Annotated in this window: 27 protein-coding genes and 1 riboswitch; of the genes, 4 read left to right on the top strand and 23 right to left on the bottom strand. The window is 41.4% G+C overall.

What is annotated here, in order from left to right; all coding sequences use genetic code 11:
* Positions 1 to 10: 10 nt before the first annotated feature.
* The 10 genes from ccsB to NSQ17_RS10825 form a co-directional block, all read right to left on the bottom strand.
* Positions 11 to 1,189: a c-type cytochrome biogenesis protein CcsB gene (gene ccsB, locus NSQ17_RS10780; protein ID WP_017359778.1), complete on the bottom strand. Its 1,179-nt coding sequence runs from the start codon at positions 1,187 to 1,189 to the stop codon at positions 11 to 13.
* The gene (locus NSQ17_RS10785) at positions 1,173 to 2,852 is read right to left on the bottom strand and encodes a cytochrome c biogenesis protein ResB (protein WP_045034330.1); all 1,680 of its coding nucleotides are present in this window, start codon (positions 2,850 to 2,852) and stop codon (positions 1,173 to 1,175) included. The genes ccsB and NSQ17_RS10785 overlap by 17 nt, the downstream gene beginning before the upstream one ends.
* Before the next feature lies 1 nt (position 2,853).
* On the bottom strand, positions 2,854 to 3,384 hold the full coding sequence (locus tag NSQ17_RS10790; protein ID WP_008344474.1) for a thiol-disulfide oxidoreductase ResA: 531 nt from the start codon (positions 3,382 to 3,384) through the stop codon (positions 2,854 to 2,856).
* Positions 3,385 to 3,474: 90 nt separating this feature from the next.
* A complete protein-coding gene (gene rluB / locus NSQ17_RS10795; RefSeq protein ID WP_008344472.1) occupies positions 3,475 to 4,209 on the bottom strand; it encodes a 23S rRNA pseudouridine(2605) synthase RluB in 735 nt (244 codons plus the stop codon).
* A 134-nt stretch (positions 4,210 to 4,343) separates the two neighbouring features.
* Positions 4,344 to 4,880: a spore maturation protein gene (locus tag NSQ17_RS10800; RefSeq protein WP_017359781.1), complete on the bottom strand. Its 537-nt coding sequence runs from the start codon at positions 4,878 to 4,880 to the stop codon at positions 4,344 to 4,346.
* 4 nt (positions 4,881 to 4,884) lie between these two features.
* Positions 4,885 to 5,472 carry a nucleoside recognition domain-containing protein gene (locus NSQ17_RS10805; RefSeq protein ID WP_008344468.1) on the bottom strand — a complete coding sequence of 196 codons (588 nt, stop codon included), beginning with the start codon at positions 5,470 to 5,472 and terminating at the stop codon, positions 4,885 to 4,887.
* Positions 5,460 to 6,611, bottom strand: coding sequence for a D-alanyl-D-alanine carboxypeptidase family protein (locus NSQ17_RS10810; RefSeq protein WP_284725401.1), 1,152 nt, complete (start codon positions 6,609 to 6,611; stop codon positions 5,460 to 5,462). Before NSQ17_RS10810 ends, NSQ17_RS10805 begins: the two co-directional genes overlap by 13 nt.
* Before the next feature lie 110 nt (positions 6,612 to 6,721).
* Positions 6,722 to 7,201: a YpuI family protein gene (locus NSQ17_RS10815; protein WP_024718922.1), complete on the bottom strand. Its 480-nt coding sequence runs from the start codon at positions 7,199 to 7,201 to the stop codon at positions 6,722 to 6,724.
* A gap of 113 nt (positions 7,202 to 7,314) precedes the next feature.
* Positions 7,315 to 7,908: an SMC-Scp complex subunit ScpB gene (gene scpB / locus NSQ17_RS10820; protein ID WP_342467430.1), complete on the bottom strand. Its 594-nt coding sequence runs from the start codon at positions 7,906 to 7,908 to the stop codon at positions 7,315 to 7,317.
* Positions 7,898 to 8,656, bottom strand: a complete 759-nt coding sequence (locus tag NSQ17_RS10825) for a segregation/condensation protein A (RefSeq protein ID WP_007501021.1) — start codon at positions 8,654 to 8,656, stop codon at positions 7,898 to 7,900. Before NSQ17_RS10825 ends, scpB begins: the two co-directional genes overlap by 11 nt.
* Positions 8,657 to 8,866: 210 nt before the next feature.
* Between NSQ17_RS10825 and NSQ17_RS10830 the strand changes: the two genes are divergently transcribed.
* Positions 8,867 to 8,959 carry a YjcZ family sporulation protein gene (locus NSQ17_RS10830; RefSeq protein WP_008359694.1) on the top strand — a complete coding sequence of 31 codons (93 nt, stop codon included), beginning with the start codon at positions 8,867 to 8,869 and terminating at the stop codon, positions 8,957 to 8,959.
* A gap of 88 nt (positions 8,960 to 9,047) precedes the next feature.
* Positions 9,048 to 9,572, top strand: a complete 525-nt coding sequence (locus tag NSQ17_RS10835; protein ID WP_039165804.1) for a DUF309 domain-containing protein — start codon at positions 9,048 to 9,050, stop codon at positions 9,570 to 9,572.
* 225 nt (positions 9,573 to 9,797) lie between these two features.
* Here NSQ17_RS10835 and NSQ17_RS10840 read toward each other — a convergent pair whose 3' ends face one another.
* The 7 genes from NSQ17_RS10840 to NSQ17_RS10870 form a co-directional block, all read right to left on the bottom strand.
* On the bottom strand, positions 9,798 to 10,151 hold the full coding sequence (locus NSQ17_RS10840) for a GNAT family N-acetyltransferase (RefSeq protein ID WP_039165807.1): 354 nt from the start codon (positions 10,149 to 10,151) through the stop codon (positions 9,798 to 9,800).
* A 113-nt stretch (positions 10,152 to 10,264) separates the two neighbouring features.
* Entirely contained in the window at positions 10,265 to 10,729 is a 465-nt protein-coding gene (gene ribE, locus NSQ17_RS10845; RefSeq protein WP_007501031.1) for a 6,7-dimethyl-8-ribityllumazine synthase, read from the bottom strand.
* Positions 10,730 to 10,755: 26 nt separating this feature from the next.
* On the bottom strand, positions 10,756 to 11,379 hold the full coding sequence (ribB, locus tag NSQ17_RS10850) for a 3,4-dihydroxy-2-butanone-4-phosphate synthase (protein ID WP_017359786.1): 624 nt from the start codon (positions 11,377 to 11,379) through the stop codon (positions 10,756 to 10,758).
* Between the two features lie 11 nt (positions 11,380 to 11,390).
* On the bottom strand, positions 11,391 to 12,041 hold the full coding sequence (gene ribE, locus NSQ17_RS10855; RefSeq protein WP_268431878.1) for a riboflavin synthase: 651 nt from the start codon (positions 12,039 to 12,041) through the stop codon (positions 11,391 to 11,393).
* A 252-nt stretch (positions 12,042 to 12,293) separates the two neighbouring features.
* Positions 12,294 to 12,435: riboswitch (FMN riboswitch) on the bottom strand.
* A gap of 113 nt (positions 12,436 to 12,548) precedes the next feature.
* On the bottom strand, positions 12,549 to 12,893 hold the full coding sequence (locus NSQ17_RS10860) for a hypothetical protein (RefSeq protein ID WP_008344451.1): 345 nt from the start codon (positions 12,891 to 12,893) through the stop codon (positions 12,549 to 12,551).
* A gap of 234 nt (positions 12,894 to 13,127) precedes the next feature.
* Positions 13,128 to 13,364 (bottom strand): DUF2164 family protein, encoded by a 237-nt coding sequence (locus NSQ17_RS10865; protein WP_041507005.1) that lies wholly within the window; start codon positions 13,362 to 13,364, stop codon positions 13,128 to 13,130.
* 200 nt (positions 13,365 to 13,564) lie between these two features.
* On the bottom strand, positions 13,565 to 14,146 hold the full coding sequence (locus NSQ17_RS10870) for a TetR/AcrR family transcriptional regulator (protein ID WP_017359789.1): 582 nt from the start codon (positions 14,144 to 14,146) through the stop codon (positions 13,565 to 13,567).
* Positions 14,147 to 14,396: 250 nt separating this feature from the next.
* Here NSQ17_RS10870 and NSQ17_RS10875 point away from each other — a divergent pair, with 250 nt between their 5' ends.
* Positions 14,397 to 15,659 carry an MFS transporter gene (locus NSQ17_RS10875; RefSeq protein ID WP_256689353.1) on the top strand — a complete coding sequence of 421 codons (1,263 nt, stop codon included), beginning with the start codon at positions 14,397 to 14,399 and terminating at the stop codon, positions 15,657 to 15,659.
* Positions 15,660 to 15,689: 30 nt separating this feature from the next.
* On the opposite strand, the gene NSQ17_RS10880 is transcribed toward NSQ17_RS10875, so the two are convergent.
* On the bottom strand, positions 15,690 to 16,127 hold the full coding sequence (locus tag NSQ17_RS10880; RefSeq protein ID WP_007501040.1) for a peptidylprolyl isomerase: 438 nt from the start codon (positions 16,125 to 16,127) through the stop codon (positions 15,690 to 15,692).
* A 321-nt stretch (positions 16,128 to 16,448) separates the two neighbouring features.
* Here NSQ17_RS10880 and NSQ17_RS10885 point away from each other — a divergent pair, with 321 nt between their 5' ends.
* The gene (locus tag NSQ17_RS10885; protein WP_008344446.1) at positions 16,449 to 17,333 is read left to right on the top strand and encodes a DUF1002 domain-containing protein; all 885 of its coding nucleotides are present in this window, start codon (positions 16,449 to 16,451) and stop codon (positions 17,331 to 17,333) included.
* A 40-nt stretch (positions 17,334 to 17,373) separates the two neighbouring features.
* On the opposite strand, the gene lysA is transcribed toward NSQ17_RS10885, so the two are convergent.
* From lysA to spoVAD, 5 genes are all read right to left on the bottom strand, one after another.
* Positions 17,374 to 18,699: a diaminopimelate decarboxylase gene (lysA, locus tag NSQ17_RS10890; protein ID WP_342468098.1), complete on the bottom strand. Its 1,326-nt coding sequence runs from the start codon at positions 18,697 to 18,699 to the stop codon at positions 17,374 to 17,376.
* 115 nt (positions 18,700 to 18,814) lie between these two features.
* A complete protein-coding gene (locus tag NSQ17_RS10895) occupies positions 18,815 to 20,287 on the bottom strand; it encodes a spore germination protein (protein WP_007501043.1) in 1,473 nt (490 codons plus the stop codon).
* Entirely contained in the window at positions 20,241 to 20,849 is a 609-nt protein-coding gene (locus tag NSQ17_RS10900) for a stage V sporulation protein AE (protein WP_007501044.1), read from the bottom strand. The genes NSQ17_RS10895 and NSQ17_RS10900 overlap by 47 nt, the downstream gene beginning before the upstream one ends.
* A 6-nt stretch (positions 20,850 to 20,855) precedes the next feature.
* Positions 20,856 to 21,206: a stage V sporulation protein AE gene (gene spoVAE / locus NSQ17_RS10905; protein WP_007501045.1), complete on the bottom strand. Its 351-nt coding sequence runs from the start codon at positions 21,204 to 21,206 to the stop codon at positions 20,856 to 20,858.
* Entirely contained in the window at positions 21,206 to 22,222 is a 1,017-nt protein-coding gene (gene spoVAD, locus NSQ17_RS10910) for a stage V sporulation protein AD (protein ID WP_024718928.1), read from the bottom strand. The genes spoVAE and spoVAD overlap by 1 nt, the downstream gene beginning before the upstream one ends.
* Positions 22,223 to 22,234: the final 12 nt, after the last annotated feature.

A 22,234-nucleotide genomic window follows, 5' to 3' on the forward strand; every position in this document is an offset into this window, starting at 1 on the left:
TTTCATGCGATTACGCGTAAGAATGAAGCCCCGCAATCACTAGGTTGACAAAGATGAGGTTAAACATAATGATCGCAAATCCGATTACAGCAAGCCAAGCGGACTTTTCACCATGCCAGCCTCTTGATAACCGAAGGTGGAGATAGGCGGCGTAAAATAAAAATGTAATTAAAGCCCACACTTCCTTCGGGTCCCATCCCCAGAATCTCGTCCATGCAATTTGCGCCCAGATCATCGCAAAAATAAGGCCGCCTAACGCAAATACAGGGAAACCAATGGAAACAGCCCTGTACCCAATTTCATCGACTAAATCGAGATTCACCTGTCTTACGAGCGGCTGAAGCAGCGCACTTAGTCGTTTGCGAATGATCAATCTTAGCAGTCCATAAATGATCAGCCCAACGCCAAATGACCACAGCACTGTATTCACCTTTCTACCTGAAAAAACAGGCGGCAGATCAACTACAGGCTCTAAACGATCTTTTGTGATAAGTTCTCCTTTATGAGGTCCTACTAAGGCAGGAAGCTCATAGACCATGACGCTCTCTTCTTTATTTTTATCTACCCAATTAAATTTCGCTTCATACCCTGTCATTCTAAAGATGGACGTGACAGCGATAAATGCAAGGGTGACCACAATCATAAACATGACCAGCTCTAAGCCAAAGGTTTTCTTCCCCGGTTTTGTTTGATCGACATGCTTCAAAAGAAAAATCACACCTGCCACAAAACTGATCGCTAAAATGGCTTGACCAAGCGCTGCTGTCGTGACGTGAATATATAGCCAATTACTTTGAAGTGAAGGAATCAGCGGTGAAATATCCGATGGAAACATGCTTGCATAAGCAATGATTAATAAAGCGATTGGAAGTGTGAATAAACCTAGCACAGACACTTGATAGACAAAATATAAAATAATAAATGCGAGCACCAGCATCATGCCAAAGGCTGTGGTGAATTCAAACAGATTACTGACTGGTGCGTGACCAGATGCGATCCACCTTGAAATAAAATAGCCAAATTGACTCAAAAAACCAATGATGGTGAGCGTTATGCCGATAAGTGCCGCCTTGTTTTTGCGCGGACCCTCTTCTTTCTTTTTTCCTTTAATGGCCCCTCCAAAAAAAGGAACTGCCGCTAAATACAATAGAAAAGCTGCAAATAACAGGTTTTCACTGACTGCCGCCATCTAATCCTTCCCCCTTGCTTTTGCTGATACTTGTTGTATCAGGCAGTTCTTTTTGATCCACTGGCTGTTTGATGCCACTGCCATGCAGTAACACCTTGAGATCAGACTTTAAGCCGAACCAGTTTTTGTTTGTATGTCCTGCCACAAATACTTTTCCATCCTTTGCCGACAGCCAGATTCTTCTATGCTGCCAGTACATCCCTTGTACGACACCAATCATAAAGATCATTCCGCCAACAATAAGTACCCAGAGTGTTAAGTCTTTTCGAACCGTTAAACCTGTCACGTTTTTTGTTTCAACCCGGTCAAATTTCATTTTATAAAGATTGTTATCAGAACCCTCTACTGTCTCTTGAATCGCGACAAAACTTTTTTCACCTTTTGGTTTTTCAGGAGAGATCATTTCAAATACGAACGCAGGATTATTCGGATTCCTCGTTTTCGTACTAGGTGTGCCATCTTCGTCAAAATAAAAATCAGGCAAATAACTCATCACCTTGACTTTGTAACCGCTACCAAGATCATATTCTGACTTAGGCTCCAGCAGATTAATCTTCACTGTTCCGAAAGATTTCTCAGTATCTTTTCGAATCAGCTGAAAGACCATTTGATCGAGTTCATTTTGTTTAAAATCCACTTGATATAATGAGAAATTGTCAAACTTAAGCGGTTCATTCACTTTAATATCGTGTTCTGTTACCTGCTTCAGCTTTGGCTTTTCACCAAAAACAACTTCCCCTTCACGTTTGTATAAAACGGCATCGGTTTTATAACTTTTGACGACTTGACCATCGCCAGCCTTTTCAATAGCATTTTCAAAGACTTCTTTTTCTTTTTCAGATTCATAGCGGTCAATTGAGAACGCATTATTCTTTAAGAAGTATTGGCCTCCCGTCCCTGGGATTGGTGCCGTTTCGCCTTCTCTTACCCATAATGTTTCATCCACGTACATTCCCGGGACAAACCGAAGCATGGATCCAATGAGAAATATAATTAATCCAATATGATTGACGTAAGGTCCCCAGCGGGAAAAGCGGCCTTTTTCAGCTAAAATATGTCCATCTTCTTCTCTTACGCGGTAACGCTTTTGTTTCATTTTACTAACGATGCCTTCATATGTATGTTGATCTAATGTTTGATTTGTTTCGCTGAAAAGACGCTGCCTTCTCATAAAGCCTTCTTTTTTGACAACCCCTTGATTTTTGAGTGCACGATAAAGTGGAATCACTCGATCAAGGCTGCAAATCACAAGGGAAATTCCGATAGATGCGACAAGGGCTAAAAACCACCAAGAATTATAAAGATCATGGAATCCAAGGATGTAATATAACTTGCCAAACGACCCATATTGCTCCTCATAATAAGTGGAAGCTGATGCACCTGGCGGAATAAACCGCTCCTGCGGAAAAATAGTTCCTAGCGAAGAAGCTAACAGTGTGATGACAATGAGCCACACACCCACTTTTACGGAAGAAAAAAAGTTCCATACTTTATCAACAATCGTTTTGTTGTATGTTTGCGAGCGTCTTGCACTGCCGTCATATCTCATATCAAGCAGTTTTGATGAATTTTTCTCTTTTACTGAAATGGGATTCCCGCATGATTCACATAGAACAGTACCGATTGGATTAATATGTCCACACTCGCACTTTACCTCTTTCATTCTATGACCCCTTTGGTTTAATCAAATTCATATATTCATAGACATTACGTTCTGTCATCGTCCCCTTTATGACTTTGATTACTTTGCCTTCAGGATTAATTAAAAATGTGGTTGGCAGCGGCGTAATATCATATGCCTCTGTCACTTGACGATCTTTGTCCATGGCAACAGGAAAATTCACGCCATAAGCATCCATAAAATTCTTCACAGCAATATTGGATTCCCCCACATTCACGGCAACAATTTCGACACCGCGATCCTTGAACACTTCATACTGATTTGCCATATAAGGGAATTCTTGCTTACATGGACCGCACCATGTACCCCAAAAATTGAGAAAGACGCCTTTGCCTTTTAAGTCCTTTAATTCAATCCGTTCCCCATCTACCGATTGAAGGACAAAGTTCGGCGCAATAGATCCTTCTTTGACTTGATCCTGTTTGGCAAATACTGAGTTATACATCGTATAACACAGTGCAGCAAGCATCACGAGGAGAATGCCCGTCCGTATGAAAAATCGTCTTTTCTTCATCTGAAGTACCCCTTCCCCATAGACATTCAGGTAAATTATAGCATTCTCCTTCTTTTGATGCTTCTTCATTTTTTGAAGTTTATGTGAAAATTAAAAAGCGCTTTTCCCATGATCCGCAATCGCTCTTAGGCGTTTTACTTCATGCGGCGTCAATTCTCTTCGATCTCCTGGTCTCATGCCTTCAATATGAAGGAAAGCATATTGCTCTCTTTTGAGTTTTAAAACGTCGTGGCCGATTGCTTCAAACATGCGGCGAACCTGTCTGTTTCTGCCTTCATGAATGGTTAATTGCACAATACATGTTTGCTTTCGTTTATCAATCGAAAGCATTTTGGCACGGGCAGGTGCTGTTTTTTTATGGTCTAACATGATTCCTTTTTCTAACTTTCTAAGCAATTCTTTTGAAGGGATGCCTTTTAGTTTCGCTGCATACGTTTTATCAATTTGATATTTCGGATGCATGAGCTTATGGGCAAATTCGCCATCATTTGTAATCAAAATTAAACCGCTCGTATCATAATCCAACCGGCCGATTGGATACAGACGCTGCGGAACATCATCAAAGAAGTCTGTCACGACTTTGCGTCCTTTATCATCCTCGGCAGCTGAAATGACGCCGCGCGGTTTATAAAGCATAAAGTAAACCGGTTCTTCTCTTTCAAGCTTTAAGCCATTGACTTCAATTTTATCTGAAGAGCCCACCTTTACTCCGAGCTCTGTCACTGTTTCACCATTAACGGTAACTCGTCCTTCTTTAATTAATTCTTCAGCCTTTCGTCTAGAAGCGACGCCGGCATGGGCAATTACTTTCTGTAAACGTTCCATTTGTCTTTCACCTCATGTACTATCTTACTTGCTTGGCTTGAAACAAACAAGCATTCGCGGAAAAATAAGCGTTTCATCTGTCTAATTTCAACAAAAAAGCTGTTTTCCATCCACGAAATAAAAAAAGCACCTGATTAGGCGCCGCTAAATAACAAACTGACGATAATAATCGATGCAATGATCCCAATCAGGTCTGCAAGCAGCCCCACTTTCAGTGCATCTCCCATTTTTTTAATACCAACTGCTCCAAAATAGACGGTTAAAATATAAAGGGTCGTATCCGTTGACCCTTGCATAACGGCGGCAAGCTTGCCGATAAAAGAGTCTGGACCATAAGTCGCAATTAAGTCTGATGTCATACCAAGCGCCGCTGTTCCTGATATAGGACGAATAAGCGCAAGCGGCACCACTTCTGTAGGAACACCAATCGCTGTAAACACAGGTTTCAATAATTCCATGACAAAATCAAGGGCACCTGATGCTCGGAAAATCGTAATGGCGACAAGCATACCGACTAAATATGGAATGATTGAAAAGGCAATTTGAATGCCTTCTTTCCCGCCTTCTACAAATGTTTCGTACGTCGGTACTTTTTTAATCGTCCCTGCAATTAATATCCCTGCGATGATCAGTGGAATCAAAGCAAGTGACAGCCAGTTAATAAACGCCACAAGATCACCCCCGCCTGCTTCTGCGATAGTGGAAATAGCGATCAATCATAATCGCACCGATACCTGAAATAAGTGTCGCCAAAATGGTTGGGCCTACAATATCTGTTGGCTGATCTGCGCCATAGGTCATACGAATGGCAATGACAGTCGTTGGCACAAGTGTGATAGAAGATGTATTGACTGCTAAAAAAGTGATCATAGACCGGCTCGCCTCATTTTTTCCGCCATTTAATACTTTCATCTGCTCCATCGCCTTAATCCCAAGTGGAGTAGCGGCGTTCCCAAGGCCAAAGAAATTTGCCATGAGATTGGACAGAATATACCCCATCGCTGGATGATTCGCAGGAATCTCAGGAAATAGTTTTGAGATAAAGGGCCGGCATAATTTACTAAAGAAATGTAACAACCCCGCTTCTTCTGCGATCTTCATCAATCCTAGCCAGAATACAAGAACACTAATCAGCCCTATTGAAATGGTGACCGCTTCTTTTGATCCTTTAAAGACCGCTTCATTCACTTCATGCATCGTTCCGTTAAACATTGCATAGACAAGACCGATGACCGTGAGGAATACCCAAATCAGATTGACCATGAAGATCCGCCTATCGATGTCTGAAAGACAGACTTAAACATTTCTTGAAAGCTTTTTTGAGGTATTCGGTTGCGTTTGTTTTCATAAAAAATGGGGACTTGCTCAATTACCTGACCATCCAGTAAGAACGTCATTTTCCCTACTACATCTGGGATCGCTTCTTTGTTTTTTTCCCATTTCTTTTCAGGCGTCAGCATTTCCGTTTCGATTTCCACTAGTTTTTTCTCATCCTCATTTAGTAAATAGTCCACATCCCGCTTAATAAACGCTTTTTTTTCGTAAAAAGTCCCTTTTAACGAAGCGAGCCTGCCTTTTTCAGCAAGCACATACGTTTTATAGTGATCAAATGCATACTCAAACATTGAGATATGATCCTTCCAATCATCCGGTGCATTAATCGTCACAGCAATGAGCGCAGCATCTCCTTTTGCAGCTGTGGAGACAAGTGTGCGTTTTGCAAGTTTTGTATATCCTGTCTTCCCTCCTGTCGAATATTGATACAAACCAGTGAGCAGCTTGTTTTTATTTTTCCAATAACCCTCGATTGTTTTTGCTTTATAAAAGGTGGTACCGGCAATTTTTTGATATTGCTGATGCTTCATGGCGTATTTCGTTAAGATCGCCATATCATAAGCTGATGAATAATGGTTTTTATGATCATCGAGTCCATGCGGATTTTGAAAATTCGTATTCTCCATGCCTAGTTCAGAGGCCTTTTGGTTCATCATAAAAATAAACCCTTCTAAGCTGCCGCCAACATGTTCTGCAATGGCAACAGCTGCATCATTTCCAGAGCGCAGCATGAGCCCGTATGTCAAGTCTTCTAAACTCACCTTCTGTCCTTCCTTTAAATAAATCGAAGAACCTTCCGCTTGAATCGCACGTTTTGACACTTTGACCATGTCGTTCATTTTTCCTGATTCAATGGCTAATACAGCCGTCATAATTTTTGTGATACTGGCGATTCTTCTTTTTTCGTGCTCGTCCTTTCCAAATAGGACTCTGCCTGACTGTCCATCTATTAAAATGGCACTTCTCGCACTCACCGATAATGAGACGTCTGCTTGAGCGTGTGAGGAAAAAGGCAGTAAGAGTGTTAATAGAAGAAGGACTGCTGTTCCAATTTTTAAATAGGGCATGTTCATTCACGTCCTTGTCCGTTTTGTACAAGTGTATGCGCGGCTGAAAAAGTTATGATGCCTCGTCCATAAAAAAAAGCAACTCTCATGTGAGAGTTGCCTTGTCTTCTTTATACCATTTTCATTTGCTGATGAGATGTTGTATATTCCAGCTCTTCTCTCATCGTTAAAAAATCTTTTTCTAATGAAGAAAACAAACGTTTGACCTCAGCCGATACTTCATGATGGAAAACAATGCAGCTTTTTCCTGTGTAGGCTGAACGGCTATTTTCATACCATGTATCCTTTTTTGGTGTAAAAAATTCTTCAATACATTGATGATAAATACGATGAAGCGTCTGCTGTGCGGCTTGCTGCGGGAATGTCTGCTGCTGCCTGATTTTCCTACAAACCGCCGCGGCATCCTCGCTATAAACTGCAAGCTTCCGCAATGTACTTAATATGTCACAATAATAGGCTTCCGCTTCCGGGTTTAATCGTTTCAAGCTTGATAAGGTAGCTTCGTTCAGAAAATCATTCACTTCAACTGCAACCTTTGATAAGAAAACGCCTGCTTGATCAACTTGAGCCTTTACATTCATATGTGCCATTTGTTTCGTGTTTACCTTCCCCTCATGGCTTTGTCACCATTTTATCTTTCAAACGAAGATTTTAGACCTAAAATCTTTTTTATATTTTATCATACATTTTTCCTTATTTTGAACTATTTTATCTCTTCAAATGTTTGATTGAAGTTTTCAAAAAAGAGATCAGCCTCTTCTTGCACCCCATCTGATTCCACATTCTCTGGAAGTGGCGGCAATTCATCTAAGGCTTTTAAACCAAATTGCTCTAAAAAGGTAGGTGTTGTCCCATAAAGGATCGCTCGTCCCGGTCCATCGGCACGTCCTACTTCACAGAGCAGTGCTTTGGCAACTAAACTATGCAGCACTCGTTCTGATTTAACGCCTCTGATCTCCTCGACTTCGCTGCGTGTAATCGGTTGTTTATACGAGACAATGGCGAGCACTTCTAGCGCTGCCTGTGACAAACCTTTCGATGGTGTCTCTACTAATTTTTTTAAATATACGCTGTATTCTTTTTTCGTCAGCAGCATATATGAATCTGCATATTCAATAAGCTCAATCCCTCGTTCTTGTTTTTGATATTCTTCCTTTACGACAGACATAATATCAAGCAACGCTGCCTCATCAACTTCAAGAACAGACATGAGCTGTTTTCTTGTTAAGCCTTCGTCACCTGCTGCATATAGCAGCGCTTCTAAGATGGCTTTCCAATTCACGATATCAAGCGTCATGAATCGTTTCACTCCCTATGATATAAATATCTTCAAAGTTTCCTTCCTGCTCCAGCATGATTTGATGGCTTTTCATCAATTCGAGAACAGCAAGAAACGTCACGACAAGGTGTTCCTTTTGATCATGTTGAAATAAAGTCATGAAATTGGTTCGCTTTTTTGTTTTTCTTAAATGGTTCATAATCTCATTCATTTTGTCTTCAATCGGGATTTCTTGTCTTGTAATCTTTGATGGTGCTGGTTTTGTTATTTTTTTGCGGTTCAATACCTTTTGAAACGCACCTAACATATCATACACCGTGACGTGTAAGTTTGTGTCCTTCGCTTCTGCTTCTTTTGCAAATTCACTTAAATCACTTGGTGGTTTTGTGAAGGCGTTTTGCCGCTCTTCTTCACGTTCCTTCAGTTCTTGCGCTGCATTTTTATACTTGCGGTATTCAATTAATTTGCCAATCAGCTCATCACGAGGGTCCTCTTCTTCTTCCATCAGGTCTTCATCAAACAGCTCTTCCTCTTGTTTTGGAAGAAGCATTCTGCTTTTAATGCTGAGGAGAGTTGCAGCCATCACCAAATACTCACTTGCAACATCCAGTTCAAGCTCCCTCATCGTGTGGACATATAATAAATACTGCTCCGTAATTTTAGCGACGGGAATATCATAAATATCAATTTCCAAACGGTTAATTAAATGTAAAAGCAAGTCCAAAGGACCCTCAAACGAATCTATTTTCACCTGATATTCCAGCATTCTTTTCTCACCATTTCTACTGTCTTCTAAGTACCGTTTTCATCGGCTAACCTTTAGTATAAGACACCATAAAGCTCTCGTCCAATATAATTTCGACCATGAGGCAGCAGGCAAAAAAAGAAAAACAGTGGATTCGCCCATACCAATGAGGGCATTTATACATAGAATACCATTGTAATCAGAACTGATGAAAAAGGAGGCCGTAACATTATGGGAGATGGTTATTACTTCGGCGGAGGATTTGCGCTTATTGTTGTGCTGTTCATCTTGCTGATCATCGTTGGCGCGGCTTGGGTTTATTAAAGAAACAGAGCGTCCTTTCATAAAGGGGCGCTCTTTCTTCTTTTCTTTTCGGTATGTTAGACTGATAGTGGAAAAGGAGATGACCGCTGTGTATCCTAAAGCGTACGTGGCTTTTTTACATGAATTTCATACGACAAGAGATTATTTTGAGTGTCATGAAATTCTTGAAGAATTTTGGAAAGAAGATCCTCCTCATCAGCGCAAAAAGTACTGGGTGGGTCTCATTCAGCTTGCTGTTGCTTTGTATCATCAAAGACGAGGAAATGGAAAAGGAGCAAAACGGCTGATTTCAAACAGCCTTCATATATTAGATTCGGACCGGAACGTACTAACAGAATTAGGTCTTGATGAAGAGGCATTTCTTTTACTGCTGAGAACACTGAAAAAGAAAATCGATGAAGACACGCCCTACGAAAGTGTGATGCTGCCAATCCGAGATGAAACGCTTCTTTCTTTATGCCAAGAGATGGCGGAAAAAGAAGGCTTAACCTTCGGACAGGAGAGCAACTTATCCCATACATTCTTAATTGAAAAGCATAGACTGCGTGATCGGACAGACGTATTGCTTGAACGTGAAAAACAGATGGAACGTAAAAAAAGCAGAGGCATATAACCTCTGCTCTAGCGTGTAGACAAACCCTCGCATTCGGTGTCAGTCCTGCGTGCCGGTGCTCACGAATATCGAATTCGCTCCGCTCCAGTACTCGTCCTTCCTAGACTGCAAAGGTTTTCTATCACGCTGAAAAGGAAGACAAAGGGCTAAAATAAAGTTCATTTTAGCCCTTTGTCAACAATCTAAAGCAGAGGCATATAACCTCTGCTTTTACATGTGTGATATTTAGTTTGTTTCATTGTGACACTTATGAAAGAAGCCTTGCGTTAATTCATTTGGAATGAGTGTTTTCGTTTTGAATACTTCTTCCACGGCTAATACCATTTCCTTGCCGATGCCTTGGTCACGATGGGACGGATTGACACTAATATGTTCGATTTGTACGTGGTCGTCTGTTTTCAGCACACCAATCGCACCGACGATATCCTCGCCATCTTTCCAAAGGAACAGCTGCCGATCTTCATCCATTTCATACGACTTTATCGTCTGCTGAAGCTGTTTGACGTCTTTCTCACCCGGCATAAAGGACAGGAGTCCCATGGCAATTTTTTCAAAAGACCTCTTGTAACGAATTAACATATATACCCCTCAATATTAAAATTATCCTATTTTACAGCAAATGTCTTATGAATCACTTGCTCATCACACATTATAAACACTTTTAGGTTGTTTTTAAACTCTTTTTCATCAAATTAACGAAACGTTCGATTTAGGTTGGCCATTTCAATAGCAGCTGCAGCCGATTCACTGCCTTTATTTCCAGCCTTTGTACCGGCTCTTTCAATGGCTTGTTCAATAGATTCTGTTGTCAGTACACCAAAGATAATCGGCACCCCTGTTGAGATGGCACTTTGTGCGATTCCTTTAGCCGCTTCATTACAAACATAATCGTAATGTGATGTTGCCCCGCGAATCACGGTTCCAAGTGTAATGACTGCATCATATTTTTTTGTTTCTGCTAGTTTTTTTGCCATATACGGAATTTCAAAAGCCCCTGGCACCCACACGACATCAATATCGTCACCGTTTGCTCCGTGTCTGAGCAATGTATCTTCTGCCCCATCTAGCAGTTTGCTTGTAATAAAATCATTAAATCTAGCGACGACGATTCCAAACTTTAATCCTTCTGCTACTACATTCCCTTGTATTGTATTCATATGTTCATCATCCTTTTTTGTGATTTTTATTTTGTTTTCATTGTCGTTGTTTGCTTGTTTATATATGCCTGCAATGCTTCAATCGTCAGCATCTTTAAATCGTGTTCTTTTTGAATTTTTTGTAGTTCGGGTACGCGGGCCATGGTTCCATCTGCATTCATAATTTCACATATGACACCCGCTGGCACTGAACCCGCAAGTTTAGCAAGATCAACGGCCGCTTCTGTATGACCTGGTCTTTCTACTACGCCTCCCTCTTTTGCAATAAGAGGGAAAACATGACCTGGGCGGGCAAAATCTTCTGGTTTTGACTCTTTATTTAACATGGCCAAAATGGTCGTTGAGCGCTCAAAAGCACTTATACCAGTTGTCGTTGACGTATGGTCGATGCTCACTGTAAATGCTGTATGATGTGCATCCGTATTTCGCTCGACCATGGGATGCAGATCCAAGTGTTTCGCAATCGAGGCATGAACTGGTGTGCAAATAAGACCTCTTCCATGTAAAGCCATGAAGTTAATGACTTCCGGCGTTGCATGCTCAGCAAGTGCCACAAAGTCTCCTTCATTTTCTCTGTCTTCATCATCTACTACGATAATGATTTCTCCTCGTTTCAGGGCATTTACTGCCTCATCAACTGAATGATACATACAATCGCCTCCTAGAATCCGTGCTCTTTTAAAAATGATGGGGTTAATCGTGATGGCTGCTTTTCGTTTTGCTCTTTTGTTAAAAAGCGATAAATGTATTTACCGATCATGTCACATTCAATATTTACTACATCCCCCATAGATTTAGTCGGGAAAATAGTTCCTTCAAGCGTATGTGGAATGATAGAAACTGTCACATGAGCATCTCGCAAATCGAAAATAGTCAAGCTGACGCCGTCTATTGCGATCGATCCCTTTTTTGTGAGCATATCTGTGAGGGTCTTGTCCATTTTCAAATCATAGTAAATGGCATTACTCTTCTTTTCTACACGGGTAATCACAGCCGTTCCATCAACATGGCCTGAAACAAAATGACCGCCGAATCGTCCATTTGATGACATCGCTCGCTCTAAATTCACTTGGCTACCTGACGCAAGCTGATCAAGTGATGTCGCTTTGACCGTCTCAGGCATCACATCTGCCGCAAACTGTTCTTTTGTGAAGCTTGTGACAGTGAGACAAACGCCATTGATGGCGATACTATCGCCTAGGTGAACATCTTCTAGTACACGACTGCACTTGATGATAATTTCCATGGCATCTGCGGATCTTTTGCTCAATGACTGGACTGTACCCACTTCTTCAATAATCCCCGTAAACATGTGATCCTCCCTTTCTCTTTCTTTTGTATTTCTCACTTTATGAAAAAGCGATGTTCGGGACATGTGATCGATTGAACACCTTCGTCGCTTTTTATGGTCCATACAAGGTAAATGAGGGATCACCTAATAAACACTGCATGCGATGACTATATTGACATACAGAAAGCCCCGGAAAAATTCCGGGGCTGTGGTTTTTTTGCATTAGAAATAAAACTATGATCAACACATATTTTTTGTTCATACATAGCTTTCGTTATCCTTCTCCCATCCAGACTTTCACTGTCGGCTTCAGCTTCTCACTGAATCAACCGTTAATAAATTAACGGGTCACGGGCTGTAAAGCATTTGCTTTATTACCGTCGGTCGGGATTTTCACCCTGCCCCGAAGGATACAATCGATATTTAGCTGTCCTTAGGGGCTATTATAGCGATCCTTGTGGTCAAATGCAACAATCAAGATTTATCACCTGTTCATAAAAAAAGCCTCCCTATAGGAAAGGAGACTTGTTAATTGACGACTTTTACCACTTTTATAAGACCGTCTATTCTTTTTTCATTACTAAAGTATGCTTTAATACGATCGCCTTTTTTCAGATCGGCCACATCATCTTCAAATTTCTTTCCGTTAAAAATGATTTTCGTGCCATTTTTGGCTTGACCGTAATACTCATCACCATCAATTTTTGTAATGGTATATTCATAGATGGTGTAATCTTTATCATTATTCGTTAAACTTTCGCCAATGGCTGTTGGCACATCTTCAATTTTCATGCCATTCATGTATAAATAACCTGCGCCTAAACAAAGCAGTAAAACAAATAAGATTGCGATTTTCAATTTGATTTTCCCCATATTTAGAACCTCCATCATCTGCACTTCGCCTATTTGTATGTTCTATTCCTTCTTTTGATGAAATAAAACCAAAAAAGCTGATTTTCATTAATGGTTACTTATATAACGATTCAAATGGACTTTTGGTTCCACCTTTTCATCATTACATATGATACGAATATGCGTTCTTTATTAAGGGGGTCTTTTTTCCTCTTTATCTGTTAGCAGGGTAAACAAGAAAGACGAGCTTTTTGATTATATTCTTTTCTCTAATGCGAATAGATCTTCCTCTAACAATTGAGATCTTTGAACAGCGATATTTCGGCTGTCACGAACCCCTTGATTATAATAGTAGCTTCCAAGATGTTTTGTGATAAATTCTAATATATTGATGGCTGCTAATTCACCAATCTCCTCTTCTCGTTCTTCAACAAAGTAACGCTGAATAGCAATCATCATCTGATTTTTTTCTTCTTTTGTTAATGGTTTCAAAGTATCTCCTGCTTTCTTACAGCATGATCACACGCTTTTTAGATGTGCACTTTCACTTATTTTTAGAGCTACATATGGTGACACTCACGAATACGAATGTTTGTTCTCTTATCATATCACAAAAACGTGTCCATAACACCTTAAAAGAAAAAGCGTGTTTTAATCAATGGATCAAAATACGCTTTCTTTATATAGACTATTTATTTCAATATGGATAGGATCGTCGCTACAGAATGATCTACAAATGAACGCTCTGGGCGAGATTTCATGAGGACTGTAAGTCCAATAAAAGAAACAACCAGCGCCTGTGCTAAGGCTTTGGCATTCAGACTGCTTTCGAGCTCACCCGAGCGAATACCTTGTACAATTTTTTCTTCAAAAATGACCGAAAGATACATCTGATGCTCTCTTGTGAGAATTTCAAATTTCTCTTCGTGGGGGGCAAGCTCGACTATTGTATTGATGCAAAAGCACCCTTTACTCGGCCCATGTCCATATTCCTCTTCTACTAATTCAGCAAATAATGTATGAAATGCTTCCTTTACAGATAGATTGTTTTGAAGTTTTGTTCGAATGTGGGCAGCATGCTGAGTTGTATATTTGCGTAATGCCGCTTCAAACAATTCCTCTTTATCACCGAACGCTGAGTATAAGCTTGGCCGCTGTATTCCCATTTTTGCAGTTAAGTCGCTTAATGTAGTCGCTCTGTACCCCTTCTCCCAAAAAAGCAACAAGGCCTCATCTAATGCTTTTTCCTCATCAAATTCCCGTTGTCGAACCATCATCAACCCTCATTTCTATCATAAAAACCTCTTCACTAAATCAATCATCTATTTCTTATAAGGATTTTTTACTTATCGGTACATTATCATTTTATTTTATTGACGTATCATTGTCAAATCGACTGCCCCTCTCAAGATCTCCACTACATCATCTTGACTTTAAAACGTTTCTGTGGTTATCCTTAACAGGAATCATTTTATACCAATCAGTATATTATACTATTTAGTACAAAAAGAGAGGATGAAATGCATGAAAAAAGAAAAAATGACTGCCGATGAACATTCTGATCTGGAAACGATTCATTTACAAATAACCACCCGATCAACGATGACTCGCAATATGGCTCTACTGTTTTCGACAGCCTCAGGGATGGCAGTTGCAAACATATACTTTGCACAGCCATTATTAGACTCCCTCGCAGCCGAGTTTGGTATCAGCTATTCATCCGTTGGTATGGTCATTACGATTACTCAGCTTTGTTATGCGCTAGGACTGCTACTGATCGTACCACTTGGTGATCTGTTCAACCAACGGCGGCTCATCGTAGCTCAAATGCTAGTATCCGTGTTATCTCTCATTCTAGTCGGTATCGCCCCTACCGCCACCGTCCTGTTCATAGGACTAGCTGCGGTAGGACTGCTCGCTGTAGTCACTCAGGTACTCGTCGCATTCGCAGCGACATGGGCCGCTCCTGAAGAACGTGGTCGCATAGTGGGCTTGGTTCAAAGTGGAATTGTGATTGGTATTCTTCTCGCACGAACGTTTGCTGGTGTACTAACCGATCTCGCCGGCTGGAGATCAGTCTATCTCGTTTCCGGCGTGATGATGCTGATCATAACTGGCGTGTTGTACCGGTATCTTCCGCGTGCTGACAGAAAGAGAGTCTCCATATCCTATGTGAACTTGCTCGCTTCAATGTTTATATTGTTCAGACAAGAACGAATTCTACGTATTCGTGGCGTACTGGGTTTTCTGATCTTTGTTGTGTTTGGCACGCTGTGGACTTCACTTGTACTGCCTCTCAGCACTACCCCATACAATCTGTCACATACAGCAATTGGTGCATTTGGCCTTGCTGGAGTTGCCGGAGCATTAGGTGCCGCTCGAGCTGGAAGCCTTGCTGATCGAGGCTTAGGACAGTTAACAACGTGCATCGCCCTTGTCCTATTACTCTTTTCATGGTGTTTTATTTTTTTCACTGAATATTCCCTCATTTTATTAATCGTTGGTATAGTCATTCTTGACCTATCTGTGCAGGCCGTTCATGTGACCAATCAAAGTATGATTTTCATGGTCCGGCCTGAGGCGAGAAGCCGGCTGACTGCTGCTTATATGATTTTTTATTCCCTCGGCAGTGCGCTCGGTTCTATTGTATCAACTAACATATACGCAAACTCTGGCTGGAATGGGGTATGTCTATTTGGAGCCTCTATCAGCGCCTTAGCCCTTTTATATTGGATGATCACCTACCGCTTCACGGCACAGATCACAGGAACATCAGATGTAAAATAAAAAAACACCGCAATTAAGCGGTGTTTTGGATTAAGCATCGATCACTTCGACTTTTTCCATGCCTTGTCCTTGTTCCATATCAAGAACAGCTTCGATACCAGATGTTACTTTGCCAAAAACAGTGTGAACACCGTTTAAGTGCGGCTGTGGGTCATGTACGATAAAGAATTGGCTGCCGCCAGTGTCTTTACCAGCGTGTGCCATTGATAATGAACCTCTCTCGTGCTGATGAGGGTTTCCTTCTGTTTCACATTTAATTGTGTAACCAGGTCCTCCAGTTCCATTACCGTTTGGATCGCCGCCTTGGCTTACGAACCCTGGGATCACGCGGTGGAATTTCAATCCATCGTAGAAGCCTTCATTCGCTAATTTTTCAAAGTTTGCTACTGTACCTGGAGCAGCCTCTGGGTAAAGTTCAAACTCAATTTTCTTTCCATTCGTTAATTGTATGTATCCTTTTTTCGCCATTTTTCACATTCTCCTTTCAGGTTAAACAACGCTCATTATAGCACATTTTCGGTGATGTTAAACATCCCCTGCTTGTCGAATGTGATTTACCTCTTTTGCCATCATTGATAAAATAAAAGAGCTTGATCCTTTTCTCCTAAGGAAATGATCATAGACTGAGCAAATCACTTCATCATATTGGAGGTTTCAAACATCTTTAAAAGAAAATTGAAACGTCAGACTGATTTGTTACGTCTATATGATGGAGTACGATTCAAATCATGTACTCAAAAGATGAGTTTCTCACCATCGAGAAACGCTTTCGACTTGAAGGAGGTCAACATGTTTAAAAAAACAATGCTTGGTATGATGGCAGCGCTCCTTTTACTGATTGGTGCGCCAAAAGTCAGCTTAGCGGATGCAGCTGTCGGCGATGTCATCGTCACACTCGGGCAAGACTTAACACCGGCTGATCGCCAGAAGGTGCTTGACGAGTTGAATCCACCTGAAAATGCGACAAAAATTGAAGTAACCAATAAAGAAGAGCACGAATATTTAGGAAAGTATATCCCTCGTTCTTCTATCGGGACGAGAGCATTATCATCTTCATCCATCACCATTGAAAAATCAGGTACGGGTCTGACCGTGGATACACATAACATTAAGACCATTACAGATGAGATGTATTTAAATGCTTTAATGACCGCAGGCGTGAAAGATGCAAAGGTTGTCGTGACGGCGCCGTTTGAAGTATCTGGTACAGCAGCACTGACAGGTCTATTAAAAGCCTATGAAGTGTCAAGCGACAAAGCCATTCCTGAAGATGTGAAACAGGTAGCAAACGAAGAGCTTGTAACAACATCTAAACTGGGAGACTCTATTGGAAAAGACAATGCTTCTGCCCTGATTGCAAAAATCAAAGATGACATTGCCAAAAATGGAGTTCCTAAAACAACAAAAGAAGTGGAAGAAAAAGTAGATCAAGCCGCTTCTGATTTGAACTTAAATCTAACACAAGACCAAAAAGATCAACTTGTCTCTCTCTTTGATAAGATGAAAAATATCAATATCGATTGGAAACAAGTCGGATCTCAAATTGATAAAGCAAAAGACAAGATTACAAAATTCATAGAATCAGATGAAGGGAAAAACCTTCTACAGAAGATTTGGGATTTCTTTGTCTCCATTTGGAACGCGATCGTCTCTGTATTTACTGGTGGAAAATAAAAGTCATAGAAAAAGCTGCCTGATGATCAGGCAGCTTTTTTTAAGTCGATGATTTCACTTTTGATTGATAAGGTAAATCCAATTTGACAATGTCCTCATATGTCTCACGCTCAACGACAAGCTGCGCTTCCCCATCTTCTACAAATACTACAGCCGGGCGTGGGATGCGGTTATAGTTGTTTGACATGCTGTAGCCATAAGCTCCTGTACAAAAGACAGCTAACAAGTCTCCCTGTGATAACTCTGGCAGATCAATATCCCAAATGAGCATATCTCCACTTTCACAGCATTTTCCTGCAATGGACACAGTTTGATCATGCGTTTGACTCATTTTATTGGCGCTCACTGCTTCATATTTTGCTTGATATAAAGCAGGTCGAATGTTATCACTCATTCCGCCGTCAATGGCTACATAATCGCGAATTCCAGGTACATGTTTTGATGAACCAATCGTATAAAGAGTGGTTCCCGCATCTCCAACAAGTGAGCGGCCTGGCTCAATCCAAATTTCAGGCATCTTAAACTCATAGCGGGCTACATTTTCTTTCACCGCTTGAATAATTTTCTCCACGTATTCAGTTGCTGGAAGTGGCTCGTCCTCTTCTGTATAACGGATGCCAAAACCTCCGCCTAAGTTCAGCACTGTGGAAATAAATCCAAATGATTCTCTCCATTCATCCAGCTTCAAGAAAATTTTATCTGCCGCAAGGACAAAACCAGCTGTATCAAAGATTTGAGAGCCGATATGGCAGTGGACACCTAAAAGCTCGATCACTTCTGATTCAAGTACTTGTTTGACCGCTTCGTCTGCTTGTCCATTATGAAGATCAAAACCGAATTTTGAATCTTCTTGACCTGTTGTAATATAGTCATGCGTATGTGCTTCAACGCCCGGCGTGATGCGGAGGAGTACTTTCACCTGTTTTGACAGCTCTTGCCCAAGCTGTTCAATGAGGTTGATTTCATAGAAATTATCAACAACAATACAGCCGATTCCATGCGCTAATGCCATCTTTAATTCTTCTCTGCTTTTGTTGTTACCATGGAAATGAATTTTTTCTACTGGAAACCCGGCACAAATGGCTGTGTGCAGCTCCCCGCCTGAAACGACATCAAGTGATAAGCCTTCTTCTTTTGCCAGCTGGAACATGGCAATAGAAGAAAACGCCTTACTCGCATATGCCACCTGAGCCTTTAGTTCTTCTTCAATAAATGCTTTCTGAAAGCTTTTTGCACGCTCCCGTATTAAAGCCACATCATATACATAAAGTGGTGTCCCATACGTTTCAGCTAAAGAAACGGCATCAACACCACCAATTTCTAAATGTCCGAGTTCATTTTGTCTGCAAGTGCCGTGTAAATACAATGTCATTCCCTCTTTCTCCGCCTCGGCTGAAAAAAGACAGCTGCACAAGCTGCCTTTTGCCGTTTCTCAAAGTTAAAAATACAATATCACAATCTTCAGCCACTTTCAACGAGCGTTAAGAATTTGGCGGAATTTTTGATCTGTTCTGAGGGTGAACGATGCTTGGCCTTACTTTTGAGCCAGGAACAGACGTCCGAATGAGCACTTGCCATAAAGCCTTTCCATTAAAAGGAATGAACGGCCACATATAAGGCGTCTGTAAGGAACGAATGGATGTTAAGTAAATAAGTAACAGCGTAAAACCGATGATCAGTCCATTCAGCTTAAAGATCGCTACTAGTGCTAATATGATCAGTCGGATGATTTTATTAGCGACACTCAGTTCATAACTTGGAGTGGTGAATGTACCGATGGCTGCTAGCGAGACGTATAAGATGACCTCTGGTGTAAATAAACCGACATCAATTGCAATTTGTCCAATTAAGACGGCTGCAATCAAACCCATAGCAGTCGACAAGGCGGTCGGCGTATGAATCGCCGCCATTCGTAAAAATTCCACCCCAAAATCAGCAAGGAATACTTGGAGAATGACAGGGATATGAGAAGGTTTGTTAAATCCAATATAGCTTAGATTGTCTGGCAGAAGATTCGGTTCTAGAATAAAAAGAAACCAGATCGGCAAAAGAAAAGTAGAACATAAGATGCCTAAAAAACGCACCCATCTTAAAAAAGTCCCAACTGCTGGCGCCTGGCGGTATTCTTCAGCATGTTGAACGTGATGAAAAATAGTGGTTGGTGTAATGATGACACTAGGAGATGTATCCGTAATGATGATGACATGCCCTTCTAATATATGGTTAGCGGCTACATCTGGGCGCTCGGTGTATCGCACAAGCGGGAAAGGATTATATCCTTGCTTAATGATAAATTCTTCTATTGTTTTATCAGACATCGTCAGTCCGTCAACTTTAATCCCAGACACTTCTTTTTCGATAATATCAACAAGATCAGGGTCAGCTATGTCTTCAATATAACAAACACAGACGTCCGCTTTAGAACGCTCGCCTACTTTAAGCATTTTGTATCGCAGTTTTTCATCCCGCACTCTTCTGCGAATGAGTGCTGTGTTCACAATGATGTTTTCAACAAAGCCGTCTCTTGCACCTCTGACAACCTTTTCTGTATCCGGTTCCTCCGGCATTCTGCCAGGGTAGCTCCTGACGTCAATAATAAATGCGTAATTTTCACCTTCGACAACGACTGCCACAAGTCCAGACAACACTTGATCCACTGCTTCATCAAGCGTTTCAACTTTTGAGACTTGCTGATTGACAAGACGGTTTTCTACCACACGTGCAAGATCATCTGATTCAGGTTCGTTGTCATTGATTTCAATCAATTCTTTTAATAAATAGATCACATATTGTGTATCACATAATCCATTTACATAGTAAAGCTGGATTTCCTGATCATGGACATAAATTTTCCGAACGCCAAGGTCAAAGCTGAGACCCATCCCGACATTGTCTTTGAAAAAATCTTCATTTTTCTTCGGATCTCGGTACACGTGCACCTTGTCTTTCTTCATGGAAACCGCTCCTTTCTAAAATTAATTCGACTGCCTTCATTGTGATGGGGGACCCTTTGCTTAGATCATCTTTCCGTCCCATCTTGCCAATATCTCCAATGCCGACAACAATCGGAAGCTGTAGTGAATCGAGACAATACACTGTATCTCCACTCATTTTGTGTGGTTCCATTTCTGGAAGTCCATGTTTGTCAACGCCGTATTCTGTCAGTTCACCTTCCCGGTCAATGGAGACATGTACCTTTGTCCATTCCGCTTGATGGGTTTTAGATGCCACTGCAATGGCGCCAATCACTTCAATTTCAGGGTGACGTGCTACGTGCTTCATAGCCGTCTCCCCTGTTCCTTCACCTGTTAAGCCAGAATCATCAAACATGACAAACACTGGGTCATACGGCGTTTTTAAAATCATCTGGACCAGTTCTGGTCCTGTTCGTTTGCTCGGATTCCCTTTTGAGCTGGAAATACATCTTCCGCCGACTTTCTTTGCGACAAGCTCAATCGTTTTGGCAGCATATATATCTCCGTCTGTCACTAAAATGACTTTGCGTCTTTGCCCCATATTAGGTTATCCTTTCGGTTTAAAGATAAGTGCAATGATAAATGAAAATAAAATCGCAGCTGATATTCCAGCAGAGGTTAACTCAAAAATCCCAATTCCGATTCCAATAAATCCGTGGACATCGGCCTGATGCATCGCCCCATGAAGCAAGCTGTGACCAAAGCTTACGATAGGGACGGTAGCACCCGCTCCTGCAAATTCAATAAATTTATCATAAATACCAAACCCGTCTAAAATCGTCCCCGCCACAACAAAGGTCGTCATGACATGTGCCGGTGTGAGTTTCAGTACATCAAGTAAAAGCTGGCCGATCACGCAAATCAGTCCGCCTGCAACAAAAGCAATCAAATAATCCATTAGCTTTCTCCTCCTGCACGCTCAAATACAACTCCGTGCGCAATGGTTGGAATGGTCTCTTTTTGCTGAACCATCATTGGGCTGAGAAGCGCCCCGGTTGCTACAACCAATACTCTTTGTAAATTCCCTGCTTTCATTTCTTGAAAGATGTGACTGAATGTCACGACAGCTGAGCAGGCACAGCCGCTGCCTCCAGCGAATACATTTTGATCAGGTGTGTATATGATTAATCCGCAATCATCATGCTTCCGTCCAAGCTGAATGCCATCTTCTTTCAGAAGATCCTTTAAAATAGGCGATCCAATTCCAGATAGATCTCCTGTTAGGATGAGATCATAATCATCTACTGTTCTTCCTAAGTCTTCTAAATGTTGTTTGATTGTGTCTGCCGCTGCAGGCGCCATAGCCGAACCCATATCGAATGGATCTGTAATCCCAAGATCCATCACCCGTCCGACGGTGGCACTTGTAATTTGAATTTGGGAAGGTTCTTGGCTGATGACGACAGCACCGCTCCCTGTCACTGTACTTGTGGCTGTATCTGGTTTTTGCCCGCCATATTCTGTTGGATTACGAAATTGCCGCTCTGCCGTCGCATTGTGACTGCTTGTCGCAGCAAGTGCTCTATTGGCAAACCCACCATCTATTAACGCTGAGGCAATGGCGACTGATTCCATAGATGTGGAGCAGGCACCAAATAAACAAAGAAACGGGATTTTGAGTTCTCTTGCCACATAGTTGGCTGTCACGTTTTGGTTCAGTAAATCTCCTGCCAGCAGAAGGTCAATATCACTTTTTTGCAAATTCGCTTTTGATAAGGCCATTGATATGGCATCATCCATGAGCTGCCTTTCAGCCATTTCCCAGTTCTTTTGATAACAGTGCATTTCATCATAGGTTTTATCAATGAGATGACCGATTGGGCCTTCTTTTTCTTTCGGTCCTGCTGCTGTTCCTTCCGCATTCACATAAAGCTTGTGTTCAAATACCCAAGATTGCTTACCTGTTAGTTTCACGTTTTATTCCTC

Source organism: Bacillus sp. FSL W8-0629, assembly GCF_038593225.1.
GTDB classification, from domain to species: domain Bacteria; phylum Bacillota; class Bacilli; order Bacillales; family Bacillaceae; genus Bacillus; species Bacillus altitudinis.

Bases quoted from the DNA above. Each gene is read 5' to 3' on its own strand.
- ccsB (WP_017359778.1), bottom strand. From the start codon at position 1,189: ATGGCGGCAGTCAGTGAAAACCTGTTATTTGCAGCTTTTCTATTGTAT.
- NSQ17_RS10785 (WP_045034330.1), bottom strand. From the start codon at position 2,852: ATGAAAGAGGTAAAGTGCGAGTGTGGACATATTAATCCAATCGGTACT.
- NSQ17_RS10790 (WP_008344474.1), bottom strand. From the start codon at position 3,384: ATGAAGAAAAGACGATTTTTCATACGGACGGGCATTCTCCTCGTGATG.
- rluB (WP_008344472.1), bottom strand. From the start codon at position 4,209: ATGGAACGTTTACAGAAAGTAATTGCCCATGCCGGCGTCGCTTCTAGA.
- NSQ17_RS10805 (WP_008344468.1), bottom strand. From the start codon at position 5,472: ATGGTCAATCTGATTTGGGTATTCCTCACGGTCATCGGTCTTGTCTAT.
- NSQ17_RS10810 (WP_284725401.1), bottom strand. From the start codon at position 6,611: ATGCCCTATTTAAAAATTGGAACAGCAGTCCTTCTTCTATTAACACTC.
- NSQ17_RS10815 (WP_024718922.1), bottom strand. From the start codon at position 7,201: ATGGCACATATGAATGTAAAGGCTCAAGTTGATCAAGCAGGCGTTTTC.
- scpB (WP_342467430.1), bottom strand. From the start codon at position 7,908: ATGACGCTTGATATCGTGAATTGGAAAGCCATCTTAGAAGCGCTGCTA.
- NSQ17_RS10825 (WP_007501021.1), bottom strand. From the start codon at position 8,656: ATGCTGGAATATCAGGTGAAAATAGATTCGTTTGAGGGTCCTTTGGAC.
- NSQ17_RS10830 (WP_008359694.1), top strand. From the start codon at position 8,867: ATGGGAGATGGTTATTACTTCGGCGGAGGATTTGCGCTTATTGTTGTG.
- NSQ17_RS10840 (WP_039165807.1), bottom strand. From the start codon at position 10,151: ATGTTAATTCGTTACAAGAGGTCTTTTGAAAAAATTGCCATGGGACTC.
- ribE (WP_007501031.1), bottom strand. From the start codon at position 10,729: ATGAATACAATACAAGGGAATGTAGTAGCAGAAGGATTAAAGTTTGGA.
- ribB (WP_017359786.1), bottom strand. From the start codon at position 11,379: ATGTATCATTCAGTTGATGAGGCAGTAAATGCCCTGAAACGAGGAGAA.
- ribE (WP_268431878.1), bottom strand. From the start codon at position 12,041: ATGTTTACGGGGATTATTGAAGAAGTGGGTACAGTCCAGTCATTGAGC.
- NSQ17_RS10860 (WP_008344451.1), bottom strand. From the start codon at position 12,893: ATGGGGAAAATCAAATTGAAAATCGCAATCTTATTTGTTTTACTGCTT.
- NSQ17_RS10870 (WP_017359789.1), bottom strand. From the start codon at position 14,146: ATGGTTCGACAACGGGAATTTGATGAGGAAAAAGCATTAGATGAGGCC.
- NSQ17_RS10875 (WP_256689353.1), top strand. From the start codon at position 14,397: ATGAAAAAAGAAAAAATGACTGCCGATGAACATTCTGATCTGGAAACG.
- NSQ17_RS10880 (WP_007501040.1), bottom strand. From the start codon at position 16,127: ATGGCGAAAAAAGGATACATACAATTAACGAATGGAAAGAAAATTGAG.
- NSQ17_RS10885 (WP_008344446.1), top strand. From the start codon at position 16,449: ATGTTTAAAAAAACAATGCTTGGTATGATGGCAGCGCTCCTTTTACTG.
- NSQ17_RS10895 (WP_007501043.1), bottom strand. From the start codon at position 20,287: ATGAAGAAAGACAAGGTGCACGTGTACCGAGATCCGAAGAAAAATGAA.
- NSQ17_RS10900 (WP_007501044.1), bottom strand. From the start codon at position 20,849: ATGGGGCAAAGACGCAAAGTCATTTTAGTGACAGACGGAGATATATAT.
- spoVAE (WP_007501045.1), bottom strand. From the start codon at position 21,206: ATGGATTATTTGATTGCTTTTGTTGCAGGCGGACTGATTTGCGTGATC.